Source organism: Victivallis vadensis, from assembly GCF_003096415.1.
GTDB classification, from domain to species: Bacteria; Verrucomicrobiota; Lentisphaeria; order Victivallales; family Victivallaceae; genus Victivallis; species Victivallis vadensis.
In genome coordinates this window covers 22520-48965 of the sequence record NZ_QEKH01000002.1, presented here as the reverse complement: position 1 = coordinate 48965, position 26446 = coordinate 22520, and the positions used below count along the sequence as shown (strand labels likewise).

General features: G+C 62.0%; 20 protein-coding genes and 1 other RNA gene. 15 read left to right on the top strand and 6 right to left on the bottom strand.

What is annotated here, in order from left to right; all coding sequences use genetic code 11:
• Nucleotides 1–22 precede the first annotated feature (22 nt).
• A complete protein-coding gene (gene ilvD, locus C8D82_RS01525; RefSeq protein ID WP_116882501.1) occupies nt 23–1708 on the bottom strand; it encodes a dihydroxy-acid dehydratase in 1686 nt (561 codons plus the stop codon).
• Between the two features lie 253 nt (nt 1709–1961).
• Between ilvD and ffh the strand changes: the two genes are divergently transcribed.
• The 12 genes from ffh (at nt 1962) to dnaX (ending at nt 15693) form a co-directional block, all read left to right on the top strand.
• Complete coding sequence (gene ffh / locus C8D82_RS01520; protein ID WP_116882500.1) at nt 1962–3419, top strand: signal recognition particle protein; 1458 nt, start codon at nt 1962–1964, stop codon at nt 3417–3419.
• Between the two features lie 24 nt (nt 3420–3443).
• A complete protein-coding gene (locus C8D82_RS01515) occupies nt 3444–4244 on the top strand; it encodes a hypothetical protein (protein ID WP_133245009.1) in 801 nt (266 codons plus the stop codon).
• Between the two features lie 15 nt (nt 4245–4259).
• Entirely contained in the window at nt 4260–5051 is a 792-nt protein-coding gene (locus tag C8D82_RS01510; protein WP_116882498.1) for an MlaE family ABC transporter permease, read from the top strand.
• Between the two features lie 8 nt (nt 5052–5059).
• Complete coding sequence (locus C8D82_RS01505) at nt 5060–5860, top strand: ABC transporter ATP-binding protein (RefSeq protein ID WP_116882497.1); 801 nt, start codon at nt 5060–5062, stop codon at nt 5858–5860.
• 6 nt (nt 5861–5866) lie between these two features.
• Complete coding sequence (locus C8D82_RS01500; protein ID WP_116882496.1) at nt 5867–6847, top strand: MlaD family protein; 981 nt, start codon at nt 5867–5869, stop codon at nt 6845–6847.
• 22 nt (nt 6848–6869) lie between these two features.
• Entirely contained in the window at nt 6870–7262 is a 393-nt protein-coding gene (locus C8D82_RS01495) for a Minf_1886 family protein (RefSeq protein WP_116882495.1), read from the top strand.
• Between the two features lie 20 nt (nt 7263–7282).
• Nucleotides 7283–9808: a M16 family metallopeptidase gene (locus C8D82_RS01490; RefSeq protein WP_116882494.1), complete on the top strand. Its 2526-nt coding sequence runs from the start codon at nt 7283–7285 to the stop codon at nt 9806–9808.
• Nucleotides 9809–10901: 1093 nt separating this feature from the next.
• Complete coding sequence (locus C8D82_RS01485; protein WP_116882493.1) at nt 10902–11873, top strand: 5'-3' exonuclease; 972 nt, start codon at nt 10902–10904, stop codon at nt 11871–11873.
• Nucleotides 11874–12041: 168 nt separating this feature from the next.
• A complete protein-coding gene (accD, locus tag C8D82_RS01480; RefSeq protein WP_116882492.1) occupies nt 12042–12896 on the top strand; it encodes an acetyl-CoA carboxylase, carboxyltransferase subunit beta in 855 nt (284 codons plus the stop codon).
• A 38-nt stretch (nt 12897–12934) separates the two neighbouring features.
• Nucleotides 12935–13033: signal recognition particle sRNA small type (ffs, locus tag C8D82_RS01475), an RNA gene on the top strand.
• A 72-nt stretch (nt 13034–13105) separates the two neighbouring features.
• Nucleotides 13106–13849: a ribonuclease PH gene (gene rph, locus C8D82_RS01470; protein ID WP_116882491.1), complete on the top strand. Its 744-nt coding sequence runs from the start codon at nt 13106–13108 to the stop codon at nt 13847–13849.
• Nucleotides 13846–15693, top strand: a complete 1848-nt coding sequence (gene dnaX / locus C8D82_RS01465) for a DNA polymerase III subunit gamma/tau (protein ID WP_116882490.1) — start codon at nt 13846–13848, stop codon at nt 15691–15693. The genes rph and dnaX overlap by 4 nt, the downstream gene beginning before the upstream one ends.
• A gap of 77 nt (nt 15694–15770) precedes the next feature.
• Here the strand turns inward: dnaX and C8D82_RS01460 are convergent, their stop codons facing one another.
• From C8D82_RS01460 to C8D82_RS01445, 4 genes are all read right to left on the bottom strand, one after another.
• On the bottom strand, nt 15771–16814 hold the full coding sequence (locus tag C8D82_RS01460) for a DUF4434 domain-containing protein (protein WP_116882489.1): 1044 nt from the start codon (nt 16812–16814) through the stop codon (nt 15771–15773).
• A 15-nt stretch (nt 16815–16829) separates the two neighbouring features.
• Entirely contained in the window at nt 16830–18236 is a 1407-nt protein-coding gene (locus tag C8D82_RS01455; RefSeq protein ID WP_165832763.1) for a right-handed parallel beta-helix repeat-containing protein, read from the bottom strand.
• 19 nt (nt 18237–18255) lie between these two features.
• Nucleotides 18256–18912 carry a prepilin-type N-terminal cleavage/methylation domain-containing protein gene (locus C8D82_RS01450; protein WP_116882487.1) on the bottom strand — a complete coding sequence of 219 codons (657 nt, stop codon included), beginning with the start codon at nt 18910–18912 and terminating at the stop codon, nt 18256–18258.
• Between the two features lie 588 nt (nt 18913–19500).
• Complete coding sequence (locus tag C8D82_RS01445) at nt 19501–20469, bottom strand: LacI family DNA-binding transcriptional regulator (protein WP_116882486.1); 969 nt, start codon at nt 20467–20469, stop codon at nt 19501–19503.
• 135 nt (nt 20470–20604) lie between these two features.
• Here C8D82_RS01445 and C8D82_RS01440 point away from each other — a divergent pair, with 135 nt between their 5' ends.
• The 3 genes from C8D82_RS01440 (at nt 20605) to C8D82_RS01430 (ending at nt 25307) form a co-directional block, all read left to right on the top strand.
• Nucleotides 20605–22836: an alpha-L-rhamnosidase gene (locus C8D82_RS01440; RefSeq protein WP_116882485.1), complete on the top strand. Its 2232-nt coding sequence runs from the start codon at nt 20605–20607 to the stop codon at nt 22834–22836.
• 140 nt (nt 22837–22976) lie between these two features.
• Complete coding sequence (locus C8D82_RS01435; protein WP_165832762.1) at nt 22977–23948, top strand: LacI family DNA-binding transcriptional regulator; 972 nt, start codon at nt 22977–22979, stop codon at nt 23946–23948.
• Between the two features lie 36 nt (nt 23949–23984).
• Entirely contained in the window at nt 23985–25307 is a 1323-nt protein-coding gene (locus tag C8D82_RS01430) for a Gfo/Idh/MocA family protein (protein ID WP_116882483.1), read from the top strand.
• Here the strand turns inward: C8D82_RS01430 and C8D82_RS01425 are convergent.
• Nucleotides 25279–26340 carry a DUF3089 domain-containing protein gene (locus C8D82_RS01425; protein ID WP_116882482.1) on the bottom strand — a complete coding sequence of 354 codons (1062 nt, stop codon included), beginning with the start codon at nt 26338–26340 and terminating at the stop codon, nt 25279–25281. The genes C8D82_RS01430 and C8D82_RS01425 overlap by 29 nt on opposite strands.
• Between the last annotated feature and the right edge of the window lie 106 nt (nt 26341–26446).

Genomic DNA, 26446 nt, shown 5'->3' with positions numbered 1-26446 from the left:
TGCCCTCCGGCGCTTCCCGCCGTCAGTTGACTTTCAGTACGCCGCCCGTATCGGCGCTGGTCGCCAGCGACGCATACTTCGCGAGGTAGCCGGTCTTGATCTTCGGCTCGCGCGGCTTCCAGTTTTTGCGGCGCTCGGCGATCACCTCGTCCGGCACATCCAGCTTGATGCTGCGGTTCGGGATGTCGATCTCGATGATGTCGCCGGGTTCGACCAGGCCGATCAGGCCGCCCGCCGCCGCTTCCGGGCTGACGTGGCCGATGCATGCGCCGCGGGTGCCGCCGGAGAAGCGGCCGTCGGTGACCAGCGCCACGCTTTCACCGAGCCCGCGCCCCATGATGTAGCTGGTCGGGGCGAGCATCTCCTGCATGCCGGGGCCGCCCTTCGGCCCTTCATAGCGGATCACCACCACGTCGCCCGCCTTGACCTTGCCCGCGAGGATGCCTTCACCGGCCTCTTCCTCGCTGTCGAAGATCACCGCGGGCCCCTTGTGGGTCAGCATCGCTTTGGCGACGCCGGCGGCCTTCACCACGCACCCCTTTTCGGCGAGGTTGCCGAAGAGAATCGCCAGTCCGCCCTTTTCGCTGTAGGGATTCGAGAGCGGGCGGATGATCGTGCCGTCCGGGTCGGGCGCGCCGTTGAACTCCTCCGCCAGCGTCTTGCCGGAAACGGTCGGGGCGCTGCCGTCGATCAGCCCCGGAACCTTGCTGATCTCCTTCAGGATCGCCATGATGCCGCCGACGCGGTTGCCGTCTTCGACGATGTGGTACTGGACCGACGGGGAGAGTTTGCAGATGTTCGGGGTGCGGGCCGAAATCTCGTCGAGCTTCTTCAGGTCGAGCTTCGTGCCAGCTTCAGTCGCGACCGCGAGGGTGTGCAATACGGTGTTCGAGGAGCCGCCCATCGCCATGTCGAGCACGAGCGCGTTCTGGAACGCGGCCGGAGTCGCGAAATCCTTTGCGGTCGGCGGATTTTCCATTCTGGCCAGTTCGACCGCGCGGCGGGCGGCGCGCTTCCAGAGTTCGACGCGTTCGGGGGAATCGGCCGCGATGGTGCCGTTGCCGGGCAGCGCGATGCCGAGCGCCTCGCACAGACAGTTCATGCTGTTCGCGGTGAACATGCCCGAACAGGAGCCGGGGCCGGGACAGGCGGAACATTCGAGCGCCTCCAGCCCCTCGTCGCTGAGTTTGCCGATCCGGTTCGCCGCGACGCCTTCAAAAATCGAAATCAGGTCGGTGTCGGGACCGCCTTCGGCCTGCGGTTTCCCGGCGCGCATCGGGCCGCCGGAGGCGAAGATGGTCGGGATGTTCAGCCGCATCGCGCCCATCAGCATGCCCGGCACCACCTTGTCGCAGTTCGGGATGCAGATCATCGCGTCGAACGGATGGGCGGTGCCCATGGTTTCGACGCTGTCGGCGATGATTTCGCGGCTGGCGAGGGAGTACTTCATCCCCTTGTGGCCCATCGCGATGCCGTCGCAGACCGCGATGGTGTTGAATTCATAGGGCACGCCGCCGGCTTCGCGGATCGCGTCGCAGATGATTTCGCCGACCTTCTTCAGATGGCAGTGGCCGGGGACGATGTTGGTATAGGAGTTGCATACGCCGATGAACGGCTTGTCGAAATCTTCTTTTTTCAGGCCGGTCGCGCGCATCAGCCCGCGGTGCGGAGCCCGTTCCGGCCCCTTTTTCATAGTATCACTGCGCATTTGACGATTCTCCTTATGGCAATGGTTGGTTTGCACTCACGCGGTATAATTTACCATGAACGGACGGCAAAAGCAACCGGACGGGGAAATTTCAAAACGCTTTTTTTCCGATATCGCTCCAGTTCCCCTTCTCCCGCGCAGGATTCCCCGCAAAAGTTTCAAAGGTTCTCTTGAAGTTGAGCACGAACCAAGATATATTAAAATGATATTATGTAATATGGATATATTAAAATAAAAAAGGACAGACTGAATAATGTTCGAGTCACTGAGCGACAAACTCCACGACGTTTTCCGGAAGCTGCGGGGGCAGAGCACCCTGACCGAGTCGAATATCGCCGACGCGATGCGGGAAATCCGGCTGGCGCTGCTGGATGCGGACGTCAACCTCAACGTGGTCGCCGAATTCATCGAGGCGGTCAAAACCGAATGCGTCGGCCAGGATGTGGTCAAAAGCGTCACCCCCGGCCAGCAGGTCGTCAAGATCGTCAACGACAAGCTGGTCGAATTGCTGGGCGGAGGCGTTTCCGAACTGAATTTCGCGCACAAGCCGACCGCGATCATGCTGGTCGGCCTGCACGGCTCCGGCAAGACCACCACCGCCGGCAAGCTCGCGCTGAAACTTAAGCGCGACGGCAAGAAGGTGCTGCTGGTCGCCGGCGACGTATACCGTCCCGCCGCGATCGACCAGCTTGAAATCATCGGCAAGGAGATCAGCGTACCGGTCCACGCCGAGCGCACCAGCGTCAACGTCGCCGCGATCGCGGTCAACGCGGTCGAACAGGCCGGGCGGCAGGGCTTCGACGTGGTCATCATCGACACCGCGGGCCGGCTGCAGATCGACGAGACGATGGTGCAGGAACTGGTCCGCATCCGCCAGGCCGTCCAGCCCGACGAAGTGCTGCTGGTCGCGGATGCCGCGCTCGGCCAGGAGGCGGTTTCGGTCGCGGAACACTTCCACAGGGCGCTCGACCTCACCGGCTTCATCCTGACCAAGCTCGACGGCGACGCCCGCGGCGGCGCGGCGCTTTCGATCCGCAAGGTCACCGGCTGCCCGGTCAAATTCATCGGTCTCGGCGAAAAGCTCGACAGCCTTGAAGTATTCTACCCCGACCGCATGGCCGGCCGCATCCTCGGCATGGGCGACGTGGTCTCCCTCGTTGAAAAGGCCGCGGCCGAAATCGACGAGGAAGAGGCGAAAAAACTTCAGGAGAAGCTGCGCGCCAACAAATTCGATTACGACGACTTTCTGTCCCAGCTGCGCCAGATCACCAAGCTCGGCGGCATGGAGAGCATCCTGAAGTTCCTGCCGGGCGGCCGCCAGATCGCCGGCGCTCTCTCCGGCGTCGACCCCAGGCATTTTTCGCGCATGGAGGCGGTGATCCTGTCGATGACCAAAGCCGAACGCGCCAACCCGGACCTGATGGACTTCTCCCGCAAAAAGCGTATCGCCAAGGGTTCCGGCGTGCCGGTCGAGATGGTCAGCAACCTGGTCAAGCAGTTCGAATCGATGCGCAAGATGATGAAGCACAACGGCGTGCTCGGCCGCCTGATGTCCGGCGCCCAGTTGCCGGAAAATGGCGGCGCGCCCGGCACCTTCGGCGGATTGCTCGGAGGCCCCGCGCCCATTTCAAAGAAAGAGCAGGATCGCAAAAAGCGCCTCGCCAAGCTCGCCAAGAAACAGCGGCAGAAGCAGCGCAAACATAAGAAATAACCGTTTTCACGGGAGTGTTACAGAGTGTACAGCATTATCATATCCTTGATTGTGGGCGCCGTGATCGGCGCAATTACGCAGCGCGACCTCGGCACCGGCTGGGGTATTTTCTGTGCGGTCGGCGCGATGCTGATCAGCCAGATCGTGATCGGGCTGCTGATCCGCAGGAAAGTCGGCAAGCTCAATCTCCAGTTGCAGCAGATCATGCAGGCGGCGCAGGCGAAGATCAACCGGCAGATGCAGCAGTACCAGATGCGGCCGCCGGGCAATATGCGCCTCGCGCAGCAGAATCTGGAGAAACTCCAGAGCGACGCGGTCCGCCGGACCCTCGAAGCGACCAAAGAGTTCGAGCCGTGGTACAAGTGGAACATGATGCTGAAAAAACAGATCAACACCATGAAGATGCAGCTCCATTTCCAGCTCAAGGAGTTCGGCAAGGTGGACGAACTGCTGCCGAAGTGCTTCCTGCTCGATCCGCGTTCGCTCGCGATCAAGCTGGTGCGGCTCTACAAAAACAACGACGCTTCCATCGACAAATTTTACGACAGGAAATGCAAAAAGCTCAAGGGCGAGGATGCCGCGCTGGTCGCATTGACCTACGCCTGGATCAAGCTCCGGCAGGATGAACCGCAGAAAGCGGTCGCCGCGCTGGTCGCCGCGCGCAAGCTCTCCGACAACCAGACCCTGATCGAAAACTGCGACCGGCTGGTCAACGGCAAATACAAGCATTTCAACAATGCCGGACTCGGCGACCTGTGGTATTCCCTTTATCTGGAAGAACCCAAAATCAAACCGCAGCGGCAGGTGCAGCAGCGGATGTACTGACCCGGAGGCGTCCCCTTGGCGGAAAACCGAGCGAAAACTTCCCGGCGCTTTCAATTGCCGGACTCCGTCACCGAACCGGTGGTTTTCATCGGCCGGGTCGCCTCGGCATTGCCCTTGCTGCGGCAGAAACGGCAGCTGCGGCTCAAGGAGACTCTGTACTATCTCGATCTCTGCGGTGCGCAGTCGCTGCCGCTGGTGCTGCTGATCTGCTTCCTGATGGGCGGGGTGCTGGCGATCAACGGCCAGATCCAGCTCAGCAAATTCGGCTCTGAAATTTTCATCGTGGACATGGTCGGCTTTTCGGTGCTCAAGGAATTCGGCCCGCTGATGGTGGCGCTGATCGCGACCGGCCAGGCCGGTTCCGCCTTCGCCTCCGAAATCGGCACGATGAAGGTGGATGAGGAGATCAGCGCTCTGGAAACGCTCGGTATCCGGCCGGCCGCCTATCTGGTGCTGCCCAAGCTGATCGCGATGCTGATCGCGCTGCCGCTGCTGACCGTGTTCGGAGACTTCGCCGGGCTGACCGGCGGGCTGGCGGTCGGGATCACCGTCGCGGGGCTGCCGCTCGCCGCGTATGTGGAGCGCACATTGGATATTCTGGATTCCACGACGTTCCTGCTCGGCGTGCTGAAAAGTTTTGTTTTCGCGGTGCTGATCACGCTGGCGGGCTGCTATTGCGGTTTCCGTTCCAGCGGCGACGCACAGGGGGTCGGACGGGCTGCGACGGCAGCGGTGGTGATTTCGATCCTGTTCGTGGTGGTGGCGACCGCACTGCTGACGGTGCTTTACTCGTTTATCGGTTATTGAGGTGAATCATGGCGGAAAAGGTACAACCGGAAATTGAAGTCGAAGACCTGACCATCGGCTACGGCTCGAATGTGCTCCAGCAGAATTTGAACTTCGACGTGAAGCCGGGCGAGGTGTTCGGCATCCTCGGCGGCTCCGGCTGCGGCAAGAGTACGCTGCTCAAGCACATCATCGGGCTTTACGAACCGCAGAAAGGGGACATCCGCATCGAAGGGCGCAGCATCGTCTCCGCCACCGATACGGAAAAGCTTGAGATCATGCGCCACTTCGGCGTCACCTATCAGGGCGGCGCGCTGTTCGGCTCGATGACCGTCGCGGAAAACGTCGCGCTGCCGCTGCAGGAGTACACCGGCAAAAGCCCCGCCGAAATCGCCAGAAAGGTCGAAGAGAAGCTCAAACTGGTCGACCTCGGCGGCTTCGGCGACTACATGCCCTCCGAACTCTCCGGCGGCATGCGCAAACGGGCCGGGCTGGCGCGGGCGATGGCGCTCGACCCCCAGCTGCTTTTTTTCGACGAACCCTCCGCCGGCCTCGATCCGATCACTTCGGCCGACCTCGACCGGCTGATCCTGCGCATGCGCGACAACTTCGGCGCGACCATCGTGGTGGTCACGCATGAACTCGACAGCATCTTCACCATCTGCGACCGGGTGGCCATGCTGGATAAAACGACGAAAACCATCGCCGCCCTCGGCGCTCCCGCGACGCTGCGCGACACGTCGGAGAACCCGTGGGTCCGCGCTTTCCTGAGCCGTGACGGGCTCAAAAGCGAGGACAAGGCCGATGTCAAAGTAAAAATCGTGGAGTAAGCTGCAATGAACGACCGGAATCAAAAATTGCGGATCGGCATGTTCGTGATCGGCGGCGTGCTGCTGCTGCTGATCATGCTGTTCTTTTTCGGCATGTCCGACTTTTTCACCCACAAGGTGGCGGTGCGGACCTATTTCTCGGAGTCGGTGCAGGGGCTGACCGTCGGCTCCGGCGTCAAATACCGGGGAGTGCCGATCGGTACCGTCTCGAAGATCGCGATCCGCGTCTCCGACAAGCTCGTGGAAGTCAATATGGAGATCCAGCTCGACCACTTCGTGAACGTCGAAGGGGGGCGCAGCCGCCAGTTGACCGAATTCGACCGCTTTTTCCGCTCCGAGCTGGAACAGGGAATGCGCTGCCGCCTCGAATATGCGGGCATCACCGGAATGCGCTATATCGACTTCGACTATTTTGCGACGCCGGGACAGGAGCTGCCGGAGCCGCCGGCCGGAACCGGTCCGGAAGTGTTGTACATTCCGGCGGTGCCGTCGAGTTTCCGCGACATCCTGAAAGCGTTGAACACCTCGCTCGACCGGATCAGCCGCATCCGTTTCGAGGAGATTTCGGACGGGTTGGAGCGCAGCCTCTCCGAGCTCTCCGGCCTGCTCTCCGATCCCGCGCTCAAATCCACGATCGCCCGGATCAACGACGCCGCGGAGAATCTCGAAACCAGCAGCCGCACCATTTCGCGCGTGCTGAACGAAGAGCAGATCAACCGAATCGTCAGTCTGCTTGAAACCGATCTCAAGAGCGTCAATGAATTGACCACCCAGCTGATCCGGGAGACCCGCGACTCCAAAATCCCGGAGAGCACCGCCAGCATCCGCAGCGCCGCAGACTCCTTCGTGAACTCGCAGGATGAATTGTCCAACACACTGCTCAAGCTGAACCAGACGCTCGACTCGCTGCGGGAATTAACCGACTATCTCAATCAGGACCCGAGTTCTCTGGTCAGCGGCAAAAAGAAACCCAAAGTTCTGGAGTAGGCGCTTACAAGCGCATTTCATCATGGATCAACAGGATGTGGAGCAGAAAATCGAGGAACTCGTCCGGCGCGACCCGCGTTACCGGCACGATGCCTACCCTTTCGTCGCCAACGCGGTGACCTTCACGGTCGGACGGCTGCCGAAGCACCGCCATGTCTCGGCGCTCGAACTGCTGCACGGCGTCCGCGACTACGCGCAAAAGGAGTTCGGCGTCCTCGCGCAGCAGGTGCTGGACGAGTGGGGCATCCATGAAGCCGCCGATGTCGGCAGCATCGTCTATTCGCTGATCGGCGCCGAGCTGCTCTCCGCCTCGCAGGACGATTCGCCGGAGGAATTCGAGATCGACTTCCCGCTGATCGAGCCGGAAAGCGGACCGCCCCGGCAGCCGCACGCCCCCCTTCCGAAAATCGATTGAAACAACCCATTTGGAGCATTATGAAATTCTACCGCGACGTCGTCACCTTCCACTATGAAAACGGCATGCGGCTCCACGTGCTGCCCCAGCCGGGCACTGCGGTCGAAGTCGAATGCTTCATCCGCACCGGCAGCATCCACGAGGGGCGGCATCTCGGCTGCGGCCTCTCCCACTTTCTCGAACACATGATGTTCCAGGGATGCTGCGACTACCCCGGCACCGCCGTTTCCGACACGATCGACCGGCTCGGCGGCACGATGAACGCCTACACCAGTTACGACCACACCGCTTATCACGCGACAGTGGCGGCCAAGCATCTCGGGACGGCGGTGAAGGTGCTCGGCTCGATGGTGCGGTATCCGGAGTTCCCGGAAGCCCGCTTCAGGGCGGAGCGCGAGGTGATCCTGCGCGAACGTGAGCTCGGTGTGGACAATCCGTCCCGGCGGCTCTTTGAAGCGCTGAATCAGGAGCTGTTCAAGATTCACCCGATGCGCCACCCGATCATCGGCTACCGGGAACTGATCGCCGGCGTCAGCAAAGAGATGATGGAAACCTATTACCGGGAGCGCTACACGCCCGGGCGCTGTTTCTGGGTAATCGTCGGCGATGTGGTCCCCGAACAGGCTTACGAGGAGATCGGCGCACTGCTCGGCGACTGGCCCGCCGCACATCTGGCGGAGGCGCTGCTGCCGGAGGAACCGGTTCAGTGTGCGCCCCGCTCCAGCTCGTTCCGCTTCGCCGACCCGCTGGCCCGGCTGGCGACGGCGGTGCGGATTCCGGAAGCGTCCCACCCGGATATTCCGGCGCTGGACGTGCTGGCCGGCATCTTCGGCATGGGCGACGGTTCCCGGCTGGTCCGGGTGCTTGAGCTTGAGCAGAAGCTCGCGATCGACCTGCGCAGCTTCTGCTACACCCAGCCCTGCGGCGGCCTGCTCGGCATCGGCTGCACCGCCGCTCCCGGCAAACTCAACAAGCTCCAATCCGCCCTGAAGCGCGAGCTGGAGAAAATCCGCAAAGGCGACCTCACCAAAGCGGAGGTCGAGCGCGAAAAGATGCAGCAGACCGCCGACCATCTCCGCCAGCTGCGCGGCCTGCGCGAAATCGCGGCCGATATCGCCGGAGGAGTCATCGCGAACGACGCCCCTGCCCTCTCCGACCTCTATATGGAAAAGCTCGCGAAGCTCGACGTCGACGATATCCGCCGGGTTGCCGCGACCTATCTGGACGAAAACAGCTTCGCCACGGTCACACAGCTGACCGGGAAGGAGTCCGCGCGGATTCACTCCGCTCCGGCGCCGAAACCGCCGCGCCCGGAAACCTCCCGGCTCGGCAACGGCGCCCGCGTGCTGACGCTGACCGACCGCCGGCTGCCGATGATCGACCTCGCGCTGCTGCTCCCGGCCGGAACCATCTTCGAAACTCCGGCGCAAGGCGGGCTCAGCAGCCTGACCGCCGACCTGATCACGGCGGGAACCAAGTTCCACAATGAAACTGAAATCCTGCGCCGCCTCGACGGCTGCGGAGCCGATCTTTCGGTGAATTCCGGGCTGAACTCTTGGGTGCTCGAACTCAACGCACCGCGTGCAAAGTTCAAAAAGGCGCTGGAAATCCTCGCTGAAATTCTCCATGCCCCGGCCTTCGGCCCGGAGGAGTTTGAACGCGAATGTTACAACCGGCTCGAACTCCTGCGCAGCCGCGCCCAATCCCCCCGCGCCGCCGCGCAGGACCTCGCCCGGCGGCAGCTCTTCGGCAGCCACCCCTACGGCTGGGGCGTAAACGGCACCGAACAGCAGCTCGCGGCGCTGACCCCGGAGCAGGCCCGTGAATTCTACCGCTCCCGCTGGACGCCCTCGCGGGTGGTCTTCGGCTTCGGCGGCGACTGTTCCGCCGAAGAAACGCGGGAGTTCGCGGAACTCCTTGCCGGCGGCATCGACTGGAACCAGCCGGAAATCGAACTGCCGCCGGAACCGGTTTTCCAACACGGATTCCGCAGCGGCGCACTGCCGATCGAACGCGAACAGACCGCCGTGATCCGCGCGTTGCCCGGCATCAGCGGCTGCGACCGGCGCTATCCGGCCTTTGAAATCCTGAACCAGGCGACCAACGGGCTGGCCTCGCAGCTGTTCCGCAGCATCCGCGAAGACAACGCGCTCGCTTACACCACCGGCATGCAGATGTCCGGCGGTTTCCACCGCGGTTCGCTGATGTTCCACGTGATCACCACCGCCGAACAGGCAGAGGTGGCCGACCGGCTCATCGCCGCCGAAATCGACCGGCTCGCCACCGAAGGGCTGCGCGAAGAGGAATTCCTCGCCGCCCGCGAAGGGGCGGCCTTCGCCGCAGCGCGCCTGACCGAATCCGTCGGCTCTGCGCTGACCGCAAGCGTGCTTTCACTGCACTACGGCCGCCCGGCGGAGGAGAGCTGGCTCCACGAAGCGGAACTGCGCGCCTGCCCCCGCGACTCCGTCAACGAAACCATCCGCGACTTCATGGACAACACCGCCGCCGTGCGCGTCTTTGCAGGCCGCGATGTCCCCACGGCCTGAGGAGGGAGCCTCCGGCGGCCGGGGGCGCTTCGCCCCCCGGTCCCCCCGACCGGCAAGGTGCCGGCGCCGGGTGCGGTTTTGAATTTTTACTACGTAAAAATTGCAAAACCGGGGTTATCAGCTATCAGCTTATTCACTCTATAGACGGTATACGCCACCGGGTGCCACCCGGTCGTGATCCAACGGCGAAACCGTTGGCCGTCGGAGACAGTCACGGCAGCGGCACCTTGCCGCTGCTGCAGCGCCCAGCTACCGGAGATGCGATTGAAAATCAGGCCGCGTAGCGTACAAGGTCTGGAGGCCGCAAGGCCGTAAGACCCGCCTGCCGCGAAAACGGCACGGCTGCGGCTCGTTTATGATAATCGAAAAAATCCACGAAAGGCGAACTGACAACCTTGGAGTGCGGAGATGAATCTCCGCACTCCAAAGACGCTTTGCGTCGCAGAAGCAAGCACAAAGGCGACACTCGACAAAGACGCGTCATATCGGCAAAAGAAACTTAAGCGGTCAACCTTTGCAGCCCCCAGACCGGCAATGCGTCGATCGAGACTGAATGCCAGTTTATGCAATTGCCGTTTTTTATTTCTTAGATACCACTAAAAAACTACCATAATAGTAGTAACTCAATAAGTCTCTGCTGCAACCGAATCAGTTGATTCCCTCTTTTCAACCATTTAATCGGTACTTTAATTTTCAAATTGAAACCGTAACCACTATTATTTTCGACTCAAAAGTTTTTATTTCCGATAAACAATCTTAATTGATCGATGGTTATGGAAAAACGACAGTCAACCGATCAGTTTTTCACATCTCCGGCATATCTGTAAAATGAACAGTGAAAAACGGTCTTTTTTCGATAAAAATCAAAAAAAAAGCGTTTTTTTTCGTAAAATCGACAAAAACCATTTGATTTTGAAAAATTTCCGTTTATAGTAAGAAGTGTTCAAGGTTCTGTTTATTCAGGCTCCTATACGCAATTTCTCCTCTTCATAATTACTCCTCTAAGCGTCTGGATAACTCAACCTTGAACCCTTTTTTTTGTCTTGATCCGTTGCGGCGGATTTGATTTGATCAATGTTCCGGAGGTTTTTTGATGGCAGACGAGCTGATTCTGATCGACGCTTACTCCCAGATTTTCCGCGCGTTCTACGCGATCCGCCAATTGACCAACTCCAGGGGGGAACCGACCAACGCGGTCTTTGTGTTCACCCGGCTGCTGCTCGGCATCCAGAAGGAGTACCCCACCAGCCGGGGAGCGATGCTCTTCGACTGCGGCAAGGTGGAGTTCCGGATGAAACTCAATCCGGAATACAAGGCCAACCGCCCGCCGATGCCGGAAGCGCTCCGCACCCAGATTCCGGTGATCCGCGAACTGGCGGAAGCCTTCGGCTGGCCGCTGCTGGAAGAACCGGAGTACGAAGCCGACGACCTCGCCGCCGCTTTTGCGCGCGCCGCCGAAGGCCCCGTGAAGATCATCAGCTCCGACAAAGACCTCGCCCAACTGGTCGACGACCGGGTCACCATGCTTTCACCCGCCCCCAGGAATGCCGGATTTGAAGAACGGGGCGTCGCGGAGATCACCGCGAAATTTCAGGTTCCGCCCGCACTGCTGATCGATTATCTGGCGCTGCTCGGCGACAGCTCCGACAATATTCCGGGAGTTCCGGGAATCGGCGCGAAAGGGGCGGCGCAGCTGCTCAACACCTACGGCCCCGCCTCGGAGTGGCTGGAGCATCCGGAAAAACTGGCCGGCACCAAATTCGAGAAGAAACTTGCCGGCGCCGGAAATATCCTGAAGCGCAACCAGGAGTTGATCCGGCTGCGCAGCGACCTGCCGGAACGCTTCTCCGACCTCGGAGCTGTGCTGGCGCGCCGGGAACCGGACTGGGCGAAAATTGCCGACATCTGCCGCCGCATGGAGCTCAAAAGCATTCTCAAGGAGCTCCCCGTCGTGCCGGAAAACGCTCCCGAACCGGATCAGGACGACCTGTTTTCCGCCGCTTCCGCCGCCCCGGCGCCGGAAACGGCGCCTTCCCCGGCCATGGAACAGGGAGAACTTTTCTGAACAATTCGACCGGGAAAACCGCAACACGCCGCCACAATATTACAAAACGGCAATTGAATTTTTACGGAACCGGGATATATTAGGCAAGATGACGTGTTGATTTTTACGGTTGGCGGACATGGGAACCGGTCCGGATTGAGTTGTGGTTAACTGGAGTTGTAAACTTTTATGTCATTATTCAGCAGCGGCAAGTATTCGACTTTGCGGATGCCGACCAGCGGAGAGCGCAAAATGGTCATTCCCGACGGTTCGTGGGTGAAATGCAAGAATTGCGGACAGACGCTCTACACGGACCGCCTCGCGGACAACCTTCTCGTCTGCTGGTACTGCAACTGCCACCTTTCGATGGACGCGCACTCCCGCATCGTATCGCTGACCGATCCTGACAGCTTCGCTGAAATGGACGCTGATCTCAAGTCCGTGGACTTCCTGCACTTCACCGATTCCAAGCCCTACACGGCCCGTCTCGAAGAAAACGAGAAGAAAACCCGGCTCAACGACGCGATCGTCTGCGGCTCCGCGAAACTGGACGGCCGTCCCTATATGCTCGGTGTGATGGATTTCCGTTTCATGGGCGCTTCGATGGGCTCCGTGGTCGGCGAAAAAATCACCCGGCTGGTGGAAGCCGCGACCGCCGCGAAACTGCCGGTGGTGATCGTGACCGCTTCCGGCGGCGCCCGCATGCAGGAGGGAATCATGAGCCTGATGCAGATGGCCAAGACCTGCGCCGCGCTGGAGCGCCATGCCGAAGCCGGGCTGCCTTACTTCGCGATCCTGACCAATCCGACCTACGGCGGCGTGACCGCGAGTTTTGCGGCGGTCGGCGACGTGATTATCGCCGAACCGGGAGCCATGATCGGCTTCGCCGGTCCCCGCGTGATTCAGGAGACCACCAACTCCAAACTGCCCGAAGGCTTCCAGACCGCCGAATTCCTGTTGGAAAAAGGGCTGATCGACCGAGTGGTCGAACGGAAAAATTTGCGCAAAGAACTCGGATTGCTCCTTGATTTTTTCAAAAAGTAGGGTACAGTAAGGGAACAATCGAAAATTTGTTGTCGCCGGGCCGGACCCCGTGCGTTGTCAAAAGTGCCAACCGAGTCAGGTGGGGAACCAAGCAGCTCTACGCGATTTTTTGACAGGCCACGAGTAATCTGACCCGGCGACTCTTTTTGATGCGGCGCACAGCCGCCCGTTTCGGAATTTAACATCTCTTGTGCTGGTGGAGGTTTTTTATGGCTCGTATCGACGGACGCGCTCCGGATGAACTTCGCAAAATCGTGATCACTCCCGACTATCTGTCGCATCCGCTCGCTTCGGTGCTGATCCGGAACGGCGGCACCAGGGTGGTCTGCGCGGTCAGCATCGATGCGAAGGTCCCGGCGTGGATGAAAAACCGGAAGGTTCCCGGCGGCTGGATCACCTGCGAATACGGAATGCTCCCGGCCTCCACCCACGACCGGATGAAGCGCGAATCCAGCGCCGGCAAGCAGGGCGGGCGCACCGTCGAAATCCAGCGCCTGATCGGCCGCTCGCTGCGGATGTCCGCCGACCTCCTGAAGCTCGGCGAAAACACCGCCTATCTCGACTGCGACGTGATCGACGCCGACGGCGGCACCCGCTGCGCCGGCATCACCGGCGCGGCGACCGCGCTGGCGATCGCATGCCGCCGGGGAGTCGCCAAAGGCATTTTCCCGGAAAACCCGTTCAAAGAGAGTGTGGCCGCGATCAGCGTCGGCGTGATCGGCGGGGTTCCGATGCTCGACCTCTGCTACGAGGAGGACTCCAATGCCGAAGTCGATATGAATGTGGTGATGACCGAATCCGGCAAACTCGTGGAGGTGCAGGGAACCGCCGAAGGGGAACCTTTCTCCCGCGCCCGGCTCAACGAACTGATCGACCTTGCCGAGCATGGTCTCAAACAGGTTTTCGCGATGCAGCGCGAAGCGGTGGAAACCGCGCTTGAGGTGCGCCCATGAGTGAATACCAGGTCATAGCCCGCAAATGGCGGCCGCAGCGCTTCGGTGACGTGGTCGGTCAGCAGCATGTGGTGCGGACGCTGGAAAACGCGATCCGCCAGCAGCGCACCGCGCATGCCTATCTTTTCGTCGGCCCGCGCGGCGTCGGCAAGACCACGCTCGCGCGCATCTTCGCCAAGGCGATGAACTGTCTCGATCCGCAGGACGGCGAGCCGTGCTGCCGCTGCGAATCCTGCCGTGCGATCGCGGAGGAGCGCAGCCTCGACGTGATGGAGGTGGACGCCGCCAGCCGCAACACCACCGGCGATATGCGCGAACTGGCCGAAGACGTGCTGACCCAGCCGGTCGGCGGCCGCTACAAAATCTACATCATCGACGAAGTCCACATGCTCTCCAAGCAGGCGTGGAACGTGCTGTTGAAAACGGTGGAGGAGCCGCCCGCCCATGTGAAGTTCATCTTTGCGACCACCGAAGTCCATCAGGTCCTGCCGACGATCATTTCGCGCTGCCAGCGGTTCGATCTGCTGCCGATCCCGACCCGGCTGATCACGGAGCGGCTGCGGCTGATCTGCGACTCCGAGCAAGTGAAGATCAACGACAGCGCGATCGGCGCGATCGCCCGGGCCGCCGAGGGCGGCATGCGCGACGCCCAGAGCCTGCTCGACCAGATGATCGCGTTCTTCTCCCAGGGCGACGATACGCCGATCACCGGGGAACAGGTGCTGTCGCTCTTCGGGTTGACCGACCGGACCGATCTCGACGCGCTGATGGTCGCAATGCTGCGCAATGCCCCCGGCGAAGTGGTCTCAATCGTGTCGCGGCTGGCCCGGAAAGGGAAAAATCTCGAAACGTTGTTCGACGACCTGCTTGAAGCGATGCGCGCGGTGCAGCTCTGCGCGATCCTGCCCGATCCCTCCGACCTGATCGACGAAGGCGAGGAAGCGGTGGCACGCTACCGCAAGCTGGCGGCGCTCGCGAAGCCGGACACCATTCAGATACTGCTGGAAATCATCGCTCCGGTGGGCCGCGTACTGCACGACGCCCTGAACAAGCAGGTCTATCTGGAAACGATCCTGCTGAAATCGATGCGCGAAGCCCATGCGGTCCGCATCGACGACCTGCTGGCGCGCCTGAACCAGTTGCGCACCGCCGGAGAATTGAAGTTCATCGACCAGCTCCCCCCGGTAGTCAAGCGGACCGAGGCCGCCGAAATCGAGCCTCTGAAACCGCAGCCGGAAGCACCGGCTCCCGCGCCGGCACCTGCCGCAAGGGCCACTCCTCCCCCGGCTCCGCAGGAACCCGCGCCGGAACCGGCCGCGACGGAAGTTGCGCCGCCTCCGGCAGCACCGGCCCCCATGCCGCAGCCTGCTGCCGTGGAAAGCGCCCCTGCTCCGGTTCCTCCGGAACCTGCGCCGGAACCGCAGGCTGCTCCCATGCCGGTCACAGCGGAGCCTGTTCCGGCTCCGCAGCTGCCGGAACAGGCGCCGGCGGCACCGGAACCCGAATCCGAACCGGTCGAGCCCATCCGGCCTCTTTCCGCGCCTTCCCCGGAGCCTCCGGAGGAAGAACCGGCTTCCCCTGCCCCGCCGGCCGTGGAACGGCAGCCTGTCCCGGAACCGGCGGAAGAGCCGGAAGCCGAACCCGAACCTGCTCCCCCGAATCAAATGCCGGAGGTGCTGGCCGCGCAGGTGACGGAGGAATCCGATCTGGACGCCCCCGGCCGCAAGAAGCGCCACAGCATCGCCAACGACAATCCGAAGGCGCTGGAGGAGGCGGTCAATGATCCCTTCATCCATGAGGTCGTCGACTTGTTCGGCGGCAGCGTGGTGGATATCCACCGGTAATATTTCAACTCAACAGCCTGCCGCTGGATTGCCGGGGCAGGCTGTTTTTTTCAATTTCGATTATAGAAAGCCGTTTTTCAGACGCTTCCGGCAGCAAGCAGCTCTGAAGAAGCACTTTCCACTTCGACGCCGCGCACGCTGTCGCGGTAAGAACAGTACGCCTGATAGTTGCGCCGGTTTTCCGCGCCGCCTCCAGGGCGGAAGAACTCCATGTACCCCCAGCTCATGATCTTCTCCGCGTCGCGCGCGGCGAGCTCCAGCTTCCGTTCCAGCTTCGGCAGAGGCACGGCCCGCCAGTCCGGACGGATGCGGCGGTCGTTCACATCGCCCCCCGCGCCGTAGCGCTCCGCAAACGCGTCGACACTCGCGACCGGCAGCTCGCCGGACTCCACATTTCCCCAGTAGCGCACGCCCGCATCCCGGCACGCCCGGGTCACTTCGCGGATGAAGGGCAGCCGTTCGCCGTCGCCGAAGCAGCCGAGGTGCTGGCCGCCGTTGTCCTGCAGCGCCAGAATATCGATGCCGCTCCCCGCCAGCAGGTCGCGCCAGAAGGGATAATATTCCGCCGGTTCCCCGTAACGGAATACGCCGCAGCGCCCCGAGGTGTCCGGCTGGAAAAACGGCGAAACCATCACCGGCCGCCGGTCCGCCTCGTGACAGTACGCCGTCACTCCACGGTAAAGTTCCGCCATTTGCTCCGCTTCTTCGCCCCAGCGCAGATAGATTTCATAGTCCAGATACCACGAATCGAATGACCGGAACGCACCGTACCGCCGCCGCAGCCGTTCAATGCTGCGGCCGGTGAACGCCAGCGCCTTCGGCAGGTTCCACTCCTCCCACCACCCCGGGCAGAAGCCGCAGGAGAGGCTCAGGCGCATATTCCTCTCTTCCGCCTCGCGGAGCAGGAAACCGATCAGGTCGCCGCCGGGCACCGCCGCCCGGCGTTCCACGCACGTTTCCAATCCGGACCAGCAGCCGAGCCAGTCGATACCGAAACGCTGCATCGCGTCAAGTTCGGCCCGCCACTCCCCGGCGCCCATCCGGTACAGGTAACTGCTGTCGGCAAAGCTGTTCGGCCCGAGGCTGAGCATGATGCCGCTGATCAAAGGCTGACACGCCATGTTCCACTTCCTTTCTCAGCGGGGCGCGTTTGCGGTACACCCGGCGCTCCCCTGCACCGGAGAGAGCGGAGCCCCATCGCCGCCCTGCGAGATATTGCCGCTCATGGTCAGGCTGGTGCAATACGCGCTCCACACGTCGCGGACATTCGGCTGTTTCGATCGGTTGTTGCCTCCGAGAATGTTGCCGCTGACCACCACATTCATGTTGGGACGATCTTTCAGGCCGGAAACCCAGATGCCGTCCGTCATACAGTCGCGCACCGTGTTGCCGCTGACCGTCAGATTGTCGCAGCCGGGGATATCCCCGACCGCCTGATAGCTCTTGTCGCCGTACATCTCCCGGAGCCACTCCGGATTGAATTTCTCCCCCGTCCCGAAAGCGGCCGGGATATCGGCCTGGATGCCGCGCACGCAGTTCGTGATCCGGTTGCCGGAAACCGTCACATCCGGCGACGAAGTCACCGAGATGCCGCACCCCTGCCGGGCATTGTAGATCATATTGTTCAGGATCATCATATCCCGGTTGTACTGCACGTGAATGCCGGAGCGCGTGCCGCGCGTATCGTAGAAGTCGAAGCCGTACTTTTCAGCGGTCCCGACGTCGAAGACGGTATTGCCCTCGATCAATGTATACGCGGAAATCCACCCTTCGGCGGTACAGATGATCCCGGCCTTGCCGGTCTGCGAAATGATATTGCCGCGGATGGTCAGGTTGCCGCCGCTGGCGCAGATGCCGCGCGCCGGAGTGCGGCTGATGATGTTGTCGGTCATGATGATGCGGTTGTTCCGCGGGTGCCGGTTCCACGGCTCCGGCCCGTGGTAGGAGACCACGCCGATCCCGTCGTCGCCGTTGCGTTCGATCACGTTGCCGTGGATCAGGACCTGGTCCGAACCGCGCGAAACATGGATGCCGTCCGCCCACTGGTCGTGAACGAAGTTGTTCAGAATCCAGATCCGCGAAGAGTGGATCGTATAGATCGCCGTCGAAGGTGAATTGTAGATTTCAAGGTTTTCGATGCGGACGTCATCCGCGTCGAAGCAGCTGACCAGCCCGTACACCGCGCTGCGGGTCTTGGCGGTCGAAGTGACCTTCAGATTCCGCACCGCGATCTTTTTACCGGTGATGTTGATTTTGCGGTTGTCGTTCCACGCCGGATCGTCGTCCTTGTGTTCAAACAGGATCGTGCCGCTGCCGTCAAGCGTCAGGCCGGTTCCGTCCAGCCTGATGTCGCCGGTGAAGAAATAGGTTCCGCCGGGAAAACGGATGGTGTCGCCCGGCGCGGTTTTCGCCAGCAGCGCCGCCATCGCGGCGGTATTGTCGGAGCGCCCGTCCGCCTTGAGGCCGTGATCGAGCACATTGTAGTCGGCGGCGATCGCCGCAGCGCCGCACAGGGTGAAGACCGGAAGCAGTTTTTTCCACATAATCATTTTCCTTTTACATTTACTTATTCAGAAACAGAAGTTCCCCGTTGTCGATTTTTCCATAAAATTCCCCGTAGCGGAATCCCCGCACGCTGCCGTCGCCGAAAAGCACGTTGGAGCCTTCGTTATGCCGCTGCGAAATCACATACGGCGTACTCTCCCCCGCGATCAGACCGTGAAAGGCATCGTTGTTCCAATCGTCGCGGCTGTCGGCGGCAACCGTCATGATGCTCGGCCGCCGCAGCCGCGACACCTTCACGATCACCCCGCCCGCATAGTCGCCCAGGCCGGTATAGTTATAGCCGTAGGCGGCGTCATGGACATTCCAGTTCCGTTCGCCGTTCGGTTTCTGCGACGCCGCCGGGCAGAGCAGCATCCCTTTGACCGTATTGGTGGTATTCACGATATTCATCGACTCCATCACCTGCCGCGCCCAGAACGTATCGGGCGATTCGTAGTTCGGATAGTAATCCTCGTTCCCCTGAAAATAGAACATGAACGCCTGTCCCAGATTCTTCATATTATTCACGCATGACGTCGCGCGCGCCCGGTCCCGCGCCTTGTTCAACGCCGGCAGCAGCATCGAAGCCAGAATCGCGATAATCGCGATCACTACAAGCAGCTCAATCAATGTGAATTTATACCGCTTACGTGCAGAGTGTTTTCCTTGTTGCATTTGCTTTTTCTTTCGTTTGCTACGCATTTTTACCTCCGTTGTGTTTCTTTCAAAGGCTGCTACAGGAACAACTCAAATGTGATGTTTACTTATCCAACCCAATGCCGTCCGATATCAACCTTGGAGTGCGGAGCCGGAACGGCTTGCTCCCGCTCCGCTATATTCAACTTTGCATTGCATCAAGAACAGGCAAGCTGCCCGGAGGGTAGTGAGCACCGGGCCTCCAGCCTGCGGATGGCTCCGGAGGGCCCGGTTGCGCCCTCCGGACCTCCCCGTCCGGATTTGAACTCACGCGGACTTTCGGAGCAGTTCCGCTCGCGGACGCGGCTTCGCCGCTTACTTGTCCGCCTGCGGCGGCCAACCCTTCACGTTCGCTGCGCTCACTACGCCAGAGGGGCTTCGTCACTATCGTTCCTCGGTATTTCGCTGCCGCAAAATAATTCCCTCACATTCGTTCGCGGCGCTTGCCGCGCTTATTGTGCGCCGCGTAAGTGGTTATGGAGACCAACCTTCGCTTGCCTGTGCCAGCCGCCGCGCAACCCCGAAGGGCGTAGAGCGCGTACCCGGCAGCGGCACCTTGCCGTCCGCTTATTTCCCTGTCTTTGGCGGCGCCACGCTGGCGCCCGGGCGCAGCGACGGAGCCAGCAGAATCTGCCGGGGGTCGCTGTCACCCGCCAATATCTCCGTCAGCCGCCGGTAGGTGCTCCGGCCGATCTCCTGAACCGGCTGCGCCACCGTCGTCAGGCTGAATTCCCGCTCCTGCGTGAACCACGCTCCATCGTAGCCGATCAGCGACACGTCCCCCGGCACGGACCTGCCCGAATCCTGCAGCAGGTGCCGGATTTCCAATGCTTCGGCATCGCTGAAGGCGGCTATGGCGGTCACCTCCGGCATCGCGTCGAGCATCGCCGGAATCTCCCTGCTGCTCCGGTAGCAATGCAGCGTCACCTCCCGTTCGCGGGCGGCGTCGGAATAACCGCGCAGACGCTCTTCCAGCGACCGGCATTCGCTGACCAGCACCGCCCGATGCCCGGCTTCCGCCAGATGTTCCAGCGCCATGCGTCCGCCGAGGTAGTGATCGCCGACCACGGAGTCGTACTCCGGCGGGCAGTAGCAGGAGCAGAAAATAAACGGCTTCCTGTGCGCCCGCAGCAGCGGGATATGCGGATAGACCAGTTCGCCGGTCAGGGTGAAAATCAGCGCATCCACATTTTTCTCCAGCATCAGGTGCAACTGGGAACGGAACGCCTCCGGCGTATCCGGCACCCACCCGGTCAGCAGCCCGTAGCCGTCGTACATCGAAGCGAATCCGACCGTTTCCAGCAGCTCATTCAGAAAGGAACGGGTCACGGTGCCGAGCATATAGCCGAGCAGCCAGCTGCGCCTCGACTGCAATCCGCGCCCGAAGTTGTTCGGCACATAATTCAGTTCGCCGGCCAGCTTCCGCACCCGCTCCCGGGTATCCGCGGCAATGCGCGGCGAATTCCGCAGCGCCATGCTCACGGTCGCATTCGACAGCCCCAGCTGCTTCGCCAGTTCATTCAGAGTTATCGCCATAAATTTTGATATCCGGCCTTGCAATTTAAACGTTTCAATACCTATATTATACCAAAATCAGTCACGCTTGTCAAGAGGCGGGACGACTTTTTTTCCGATTTTTTGAAACGTTTAAATAAAAAGGAGGCCGTAACCATGTCAATCGAACCGGAATGCCGGGCGCGCTGGATCACACGCGATCTGCCCGGATTGACCTTTCAGAGTGAAGTAATGCCCGCTCCCTGCCTGCGGCGGGAATTCGACTGCCCGGCTGTTTTCCGCAAAGCGCTGGTGCGGATCGCCGCGCCGGGTTACTGCGACCTCCGGCTCGACGGCGGCCGGATCGACCGCAGCGAACTGGCCCCGACCGTTTCCGTTTTCGACCGCCGGGTCCGTTTTCTGGAAATCGACGTGACCGGCCGGCTGGTTCCGGGGAAACGCTCCACCTGGAGCGCCGTGCTCGGCAACGGCTGGTACAACTGCCACACCCATGAGGTCTGGCACTTCGACAAGGCGCCGTGGCGGGATTATCCGAAATTCCGGTTCGAGCTGGAAATCGACGGCGAACTGTTTCTGGCCAGCGACCGCTCGTGGCGAGTCGCCACCGGCGGGCTGCTGTTCGACGGGCTCCGCAACGGCGAAACCTATGACGCCCGGCTTGAACCTTCCGGCTGGCGGCTTCCCGGCTTCGACGACTCCGGCTGGGAACGCGCGGTGATCACCGCCCCGCCGGGAGGAATCCTGACCCGCCAGACTGCGCCGTGCTGTCAGGTGATGCGCCGGCTCGAACCGGTCCGGCTCGACCGGACGGGAAACCGGATCACCGCCGACTTCGGCGAAAACCTGACCGGCTGGTGCCGGATCACGGTCAAAGCCCCCGCCGGAACCGTCTTCACCATCCGGTACTACGAACGGCTCGCGCCGGACGGCCAGCCGGAACAGCCCCATGCGGAACGGCTCGCCCAATACATCCTCGACGGCGAATTCCAGACCGACCACTATACCGCGGCGGGAGTCCCCGAAGGCGAAAGCTGGCGGCCCCGTTTCACCTACCACGGCTTCCGTTATGCGGTGATCGAGCTTTCCGACCCGGCGGCGGAGCTGTGCGCGGTCGAAGCGCAATTCGTATGCAGCGCTTTCGAGCGGACCGGCGAATACCGCACTTCGGACGAAAACTTCAACCGCCTCACCGAGTGCGCCGTCCGCTCCTACCTCGGCAACTTCACCGGCATCCCGACCGACTGCCCGCAGCGGGAAAAGAACGGCTGGACCGGCGACGCGCTGCTGGCCGCCGAAACCGGCCTGTTCCTGTTCGACGCCGCTTCGAGCTACTCCGAATGGCTCGAAACCCTCTGCGACAGCCAGCGGCCCAGCGGCCAGCTTCCCGCGATCGCCCCGACCGGCGGCTGGGGCTTCAACGGATGCAGCGGCCCGGCCTGGGACAGCGTGCTGGTGCTGCTGCCGTGGTCGATCTATCTGCACACCGGCGACCGGCGGGTTCCGGAAAAATTCTTCCCGGCCATGCTCCGCTATCTCGATTACTGCCGCGAGCGCGAGGAGGCGGACGGGCTGCTCGACTTCGGGCTTGCCGACTGGTGCGCCCCGAACTGCATCGAGGGGCGCGTGGAACGCTGTTTCAGCTCCAGCGCCTACTACATCCGCGACCTCGAAACCGCCGCCGTCATCGCCGGGCTGTTCGGAGAAGCGGAAACCGGCCGGACTCTGCAACAGCGCGCGGCAGCGGTGCGCACCGCCCTGCTCCACCGGTTCCGCCATTCCGCCGGAGAGTGGGGCAACGGCGGGATGACCGAGCTCGGCATGGCGCTGGAAATGGACCTCGTCCCCGAACACGAACGCCTTCAGGCCGCCGCCGCGCTGGCGGAACTGGCCCGCAAGGTTTCCTGTCAGGCGCAGTTCGGCATTCAGGGGGCCAGATACGTGCCGCGCGCGCTGGCGCGGAACGGCCATATCGACACGGCATGGCGTTTTTTCACCCAGCACAGCTATCCCGGCTGGATGCACTGGCTGGACTCCGGCGCGACCACGCTGCTCGAAAACTGGGAGGGGAGCCAGTCGTGGAACCACATCATGTACGGGGATTTCGTCGCGTTCGCCTTCGAGTACCTCGGCGGCATCCGCCTGACGCCCGGATTTGCCGCAGGCGGTCCGCTTCGGGTCGCCCCGTGCATTCCGGCGGAGCTGGACTCCTTCCAGGCCCGCTGCCGGACCGGGCGCGGCGAGGTCGAGTGCCGCTGGCGCAGGCACGGCGGCCGACTGGAGTTTGAGCTGACGCTTCCCGCCGCGGTCGAAGCGGAGCTGACCCTCTGCGACCGGCAATTCCGGCAGGGGCCGGGAAAGCAGCGTTACACGGTTTCCCAAGCCGATTGACCGCCGGAAGAGCCGGAAAGAAAAAAAGAGAAAAAATCCGTTATTTTTCCACCCTCCCCTCTTGCTTTTTCGATTCTCTTCGAGTATAATATAGGCAAATGCCAACGATGGCACAAGAGAAACGATACACAGGAAATGCAATGGCGGCGACACTGAAGGATGTGGCGGAAAAGGCGGGAGTTTCGATCCGGACGACCGGGCGCGCCCTGCGCGGCGACGGCCCGGTCCGGCGGGAGGTCGCCGAACGGGTGCTGGCTGCCGCGCACGCGCTCAATTATGTGCCGAATGCCGCCGCCCGCAACCTCAAGCAGCGTTCCAGCCGGATCGTCGGACTCATCACCGGCCAGACCTTCGGCAGCGAAGTCGGCCAGCGCCGGGTGCGGCTGCTCGAAGAGGCGATGCGGGCCGAGGGCAGATATACATTGCTCGGGGCGCTTCCCTCCAGCTGCGGCGACCTCGACGCGCTGCTGCGCGAATGGAGCGGCCTTGTGGAGTTCATCCTGTTTCTGGCGTGGCCGCCCACGTGGGACCCGGCGATGCTGAAAAATTATCCGATGCGGTTCATCTTCATCGACTGCGCTCCGGACGCCGAGGAGTTCGACCGGCTGCTGACCGACCGCGCCAGCGGAGTCGAAGCCGCCGTCGACGCGCTGATCCGGCAGGGAGCCCGCCGGATCGCCCATGTCGCCGCCGGTTCCGCCGTCGGGCGCGCCTCGGGCTTCGAGCAGGCGGTCCGCCGGGCCGGGCTGCCGGTGGAGAGCTTCACGGTCCGCTGCCGGGCGCTGGAGCTGCAGGACGGCTACCGGGCGGGCGACGAACTCGTGAAGCTCAAAGCCGACGCCGCCTTTTTCGACACCGACCGCATGGCGCTCGGCTTCTACCGCTATGCGCACGAACACGGGCTGCGGATTCCCCGCGACATTCTGGTCGCCGGTTTCGACAACGACAGCGCGGGTTCCTTTGCGATCCCGGCGCTGACCACCGTCGCCCACCCCGACCATGAAACGGTGAAAGCCGCCGTCGATATCCTGACCTGTTCCGAGCCGCAACGCCCGGAGAGCATGATTCTGCCGACCCGGCTGCTCGAACGCGAGAGCAGCCGAAACCAATAGACGCAATCCTAAAACATAACCCAGGAGTTTGTTTTCATGAACAAGAAACGTTACGCAGTCGTCGGGACCGGCGGTCGGTCCAGCATGTACATCAAAGCGCTCTGCACCACCTACAAGGATCAGGCCGAGCTGGTCGGATTCTGTGATTCCAACCAGGCGCGCATGGACTTCTACAACCGGGTCTTCCTGAAGAAAGAGTGCGGCAACCATCCCGACGTCCCGACCTACAAGGCCCCCGACTTCGACCGGATGATCGCCGAAACCCGTCCCGACGTGGTGATCGTGACCAGCATGGACCGCACCCACCACCAGTACACCTGCCGCGCGATGGAGCTCGGCTGCGACGTGATCAGCGAGAAGCCGATGACCATCGACGCCGAAAAGTGCCAGCAGATCATCGACACCCAGAAGCGCACCGGCCGCCACCTGACCGTCACGTTCAACTACCGTTACGCGCCGCGCAACTCCAAGGTCAAGGAGATCCTGCAGTCCGGCACCGTCGGCGACATCACCAGCGTCCACTTCGAGTGGCTGCTCGACACCAACCACGGCGCGGACTACTTCCGCCGCTGGCACCGCAACAAGGCCAACTGCGGCGGCCTGATGGTTCACAAGGCGACCCACCACTTCGACCTCGTCAACTGGTGGCTCGACTCCGAGCCGGTCACCGTCTTCGCGATGGGCGACCTGAAGTTCTACGGCAAGATCAACGCGGAAAAGCGCGGCATCACCCAGTTCTATTCCCGCGCCCGCAACAGCGAAATCGCCGCCAGAGACCCCTTCGCGCTCAAGGTCAACCCCGACGATGAAACCATGATGGGGCTCTACTACAACGCGGAAGCCGAAGACGGCTACTACCGCGACCAGAGCGTCTTCGGCGACGGCATCGACATCGAGGACAATATGAGCGTGATGGTCCGCTACAAGAACAAGGCCGTGATGACCTACTGCCTCTGCGCGCACTGCCCGTGGGAAGGCTACCGGATCGTCTTCAACGGCACCAAGGGCCGCCTTGAATTCAATGTGGTCGAACGCTCCTTCTGCGAAGCCGGAGAGGACATGAGCCAGTTCGGCATGCGCGAACTCGGCCAGGACCGCTCCGAACTGATCCCGGAAATCATCTTCCAGCCGCACTGGGGCAAGGCGCAGGTGATCGACTACGAGTGCGAAAGCCTCGCCGGGCACGGCGGCGGCGACGCCAAGCTGCTGCACAACGTCTTCGTCGGAGCCGACGAGGACCCGCTCGGCCTGGCCGCCGACTACCACGACGGCGCGAAGTCGATCCTGACCGGCATCGGCGCAAATATCTCAATGAAGACCGGACTCCCGGTCAACGTCCAGGAGCTGATCCACTGGTAATCGCCGGGGAGCGTTCCAAAGCGTGCGCCGCCTGAAAGGCATGGGCGCGCCTGACGGCGTTTTCGGCAAGGTTGCGATAGAAAAACAGAATATCGCCGAGGTGCAGCACCCCCTTGCCGAAAGCGGCCAGTTCATAAGGGGCGGGATCGTCGAGGTCGACCACGACGGTCCCGCGCTTCGCATCGACCGCCGCGCCGCAGAAGCCCGGAATTTCGCGCTCGACCGCTCCGGTGCGGTCGAAAAATACCGCGCCGAGGTTGGCGGCGCGCCCGGCGGGGACGCCGTCGGTCCGCCAGTTCAGCGGATTGATGCAGATGCCGCCGGCAAAGACCGGATAACCGGTCCCCGGCGCTTCGGTGTTCCAGCTGACCACCACGCCGGTATCCAGTTCGCCGGCCGCCGGGCGCAGTTGCGGATATGCGGCCAGATCGGCAGGCCTGACCGGCCAGCCGGGCAGATAGGCGGCGATCAGATTCCGGCGGGCGATGGAACCTTCCGGCAGGTCGGTTTTCATCAGTTCGAGCAGCGCCATCGCCCCCTGGCTGTGGCCGATCAGGATGAAGGGGCGGCCGTGGTTGCGGTTGGCGAGGAAGTTGCGGAATGCGCGCCGGATATCGTCGAAACCGGGCTGCAGCACGGTCAGGTCGACCGGTTCTTTTTCCAGCACCGGCATCGCGCGGCTCAGCTCGCATTGGCGGTAGTGCGGGGCGAACACGTTGAATTTCCCCTGAAACATCCCGGTATGCTCGCGGGCGATCAGTTCCGCTTTGTTCCGGAGCTTCGGCACGGAGATGTCCATCACCGGATGCGCCGGATCGACAAACACGGTCGGATAGACGTAGAACACGTCGAAAGGCTGCGGTTCCGCCCCCGCCTCCGGCAGAACCGCCCAGCTGCCGGGCTGCGTATAATCCGGCGCCGCGACGAGAGCCTGGGCGGCAGGCGGCGGAGGAACCGTCTGCGAGGCGCAGCCGGGAGCGAACAACATGCCGAGAGCCAGAAAAAGCGGGTAAAATCTGAAAATCTGTTTCATTCTGTCGATCCTGTGTTGAAGTGAGTTTTCATAATATGCGTTGAAAAGTGAATTTTGTCAATCACCTCTTTGCTTCCGGCAAAGGGGGTGCCGTATTCAGAGAAAT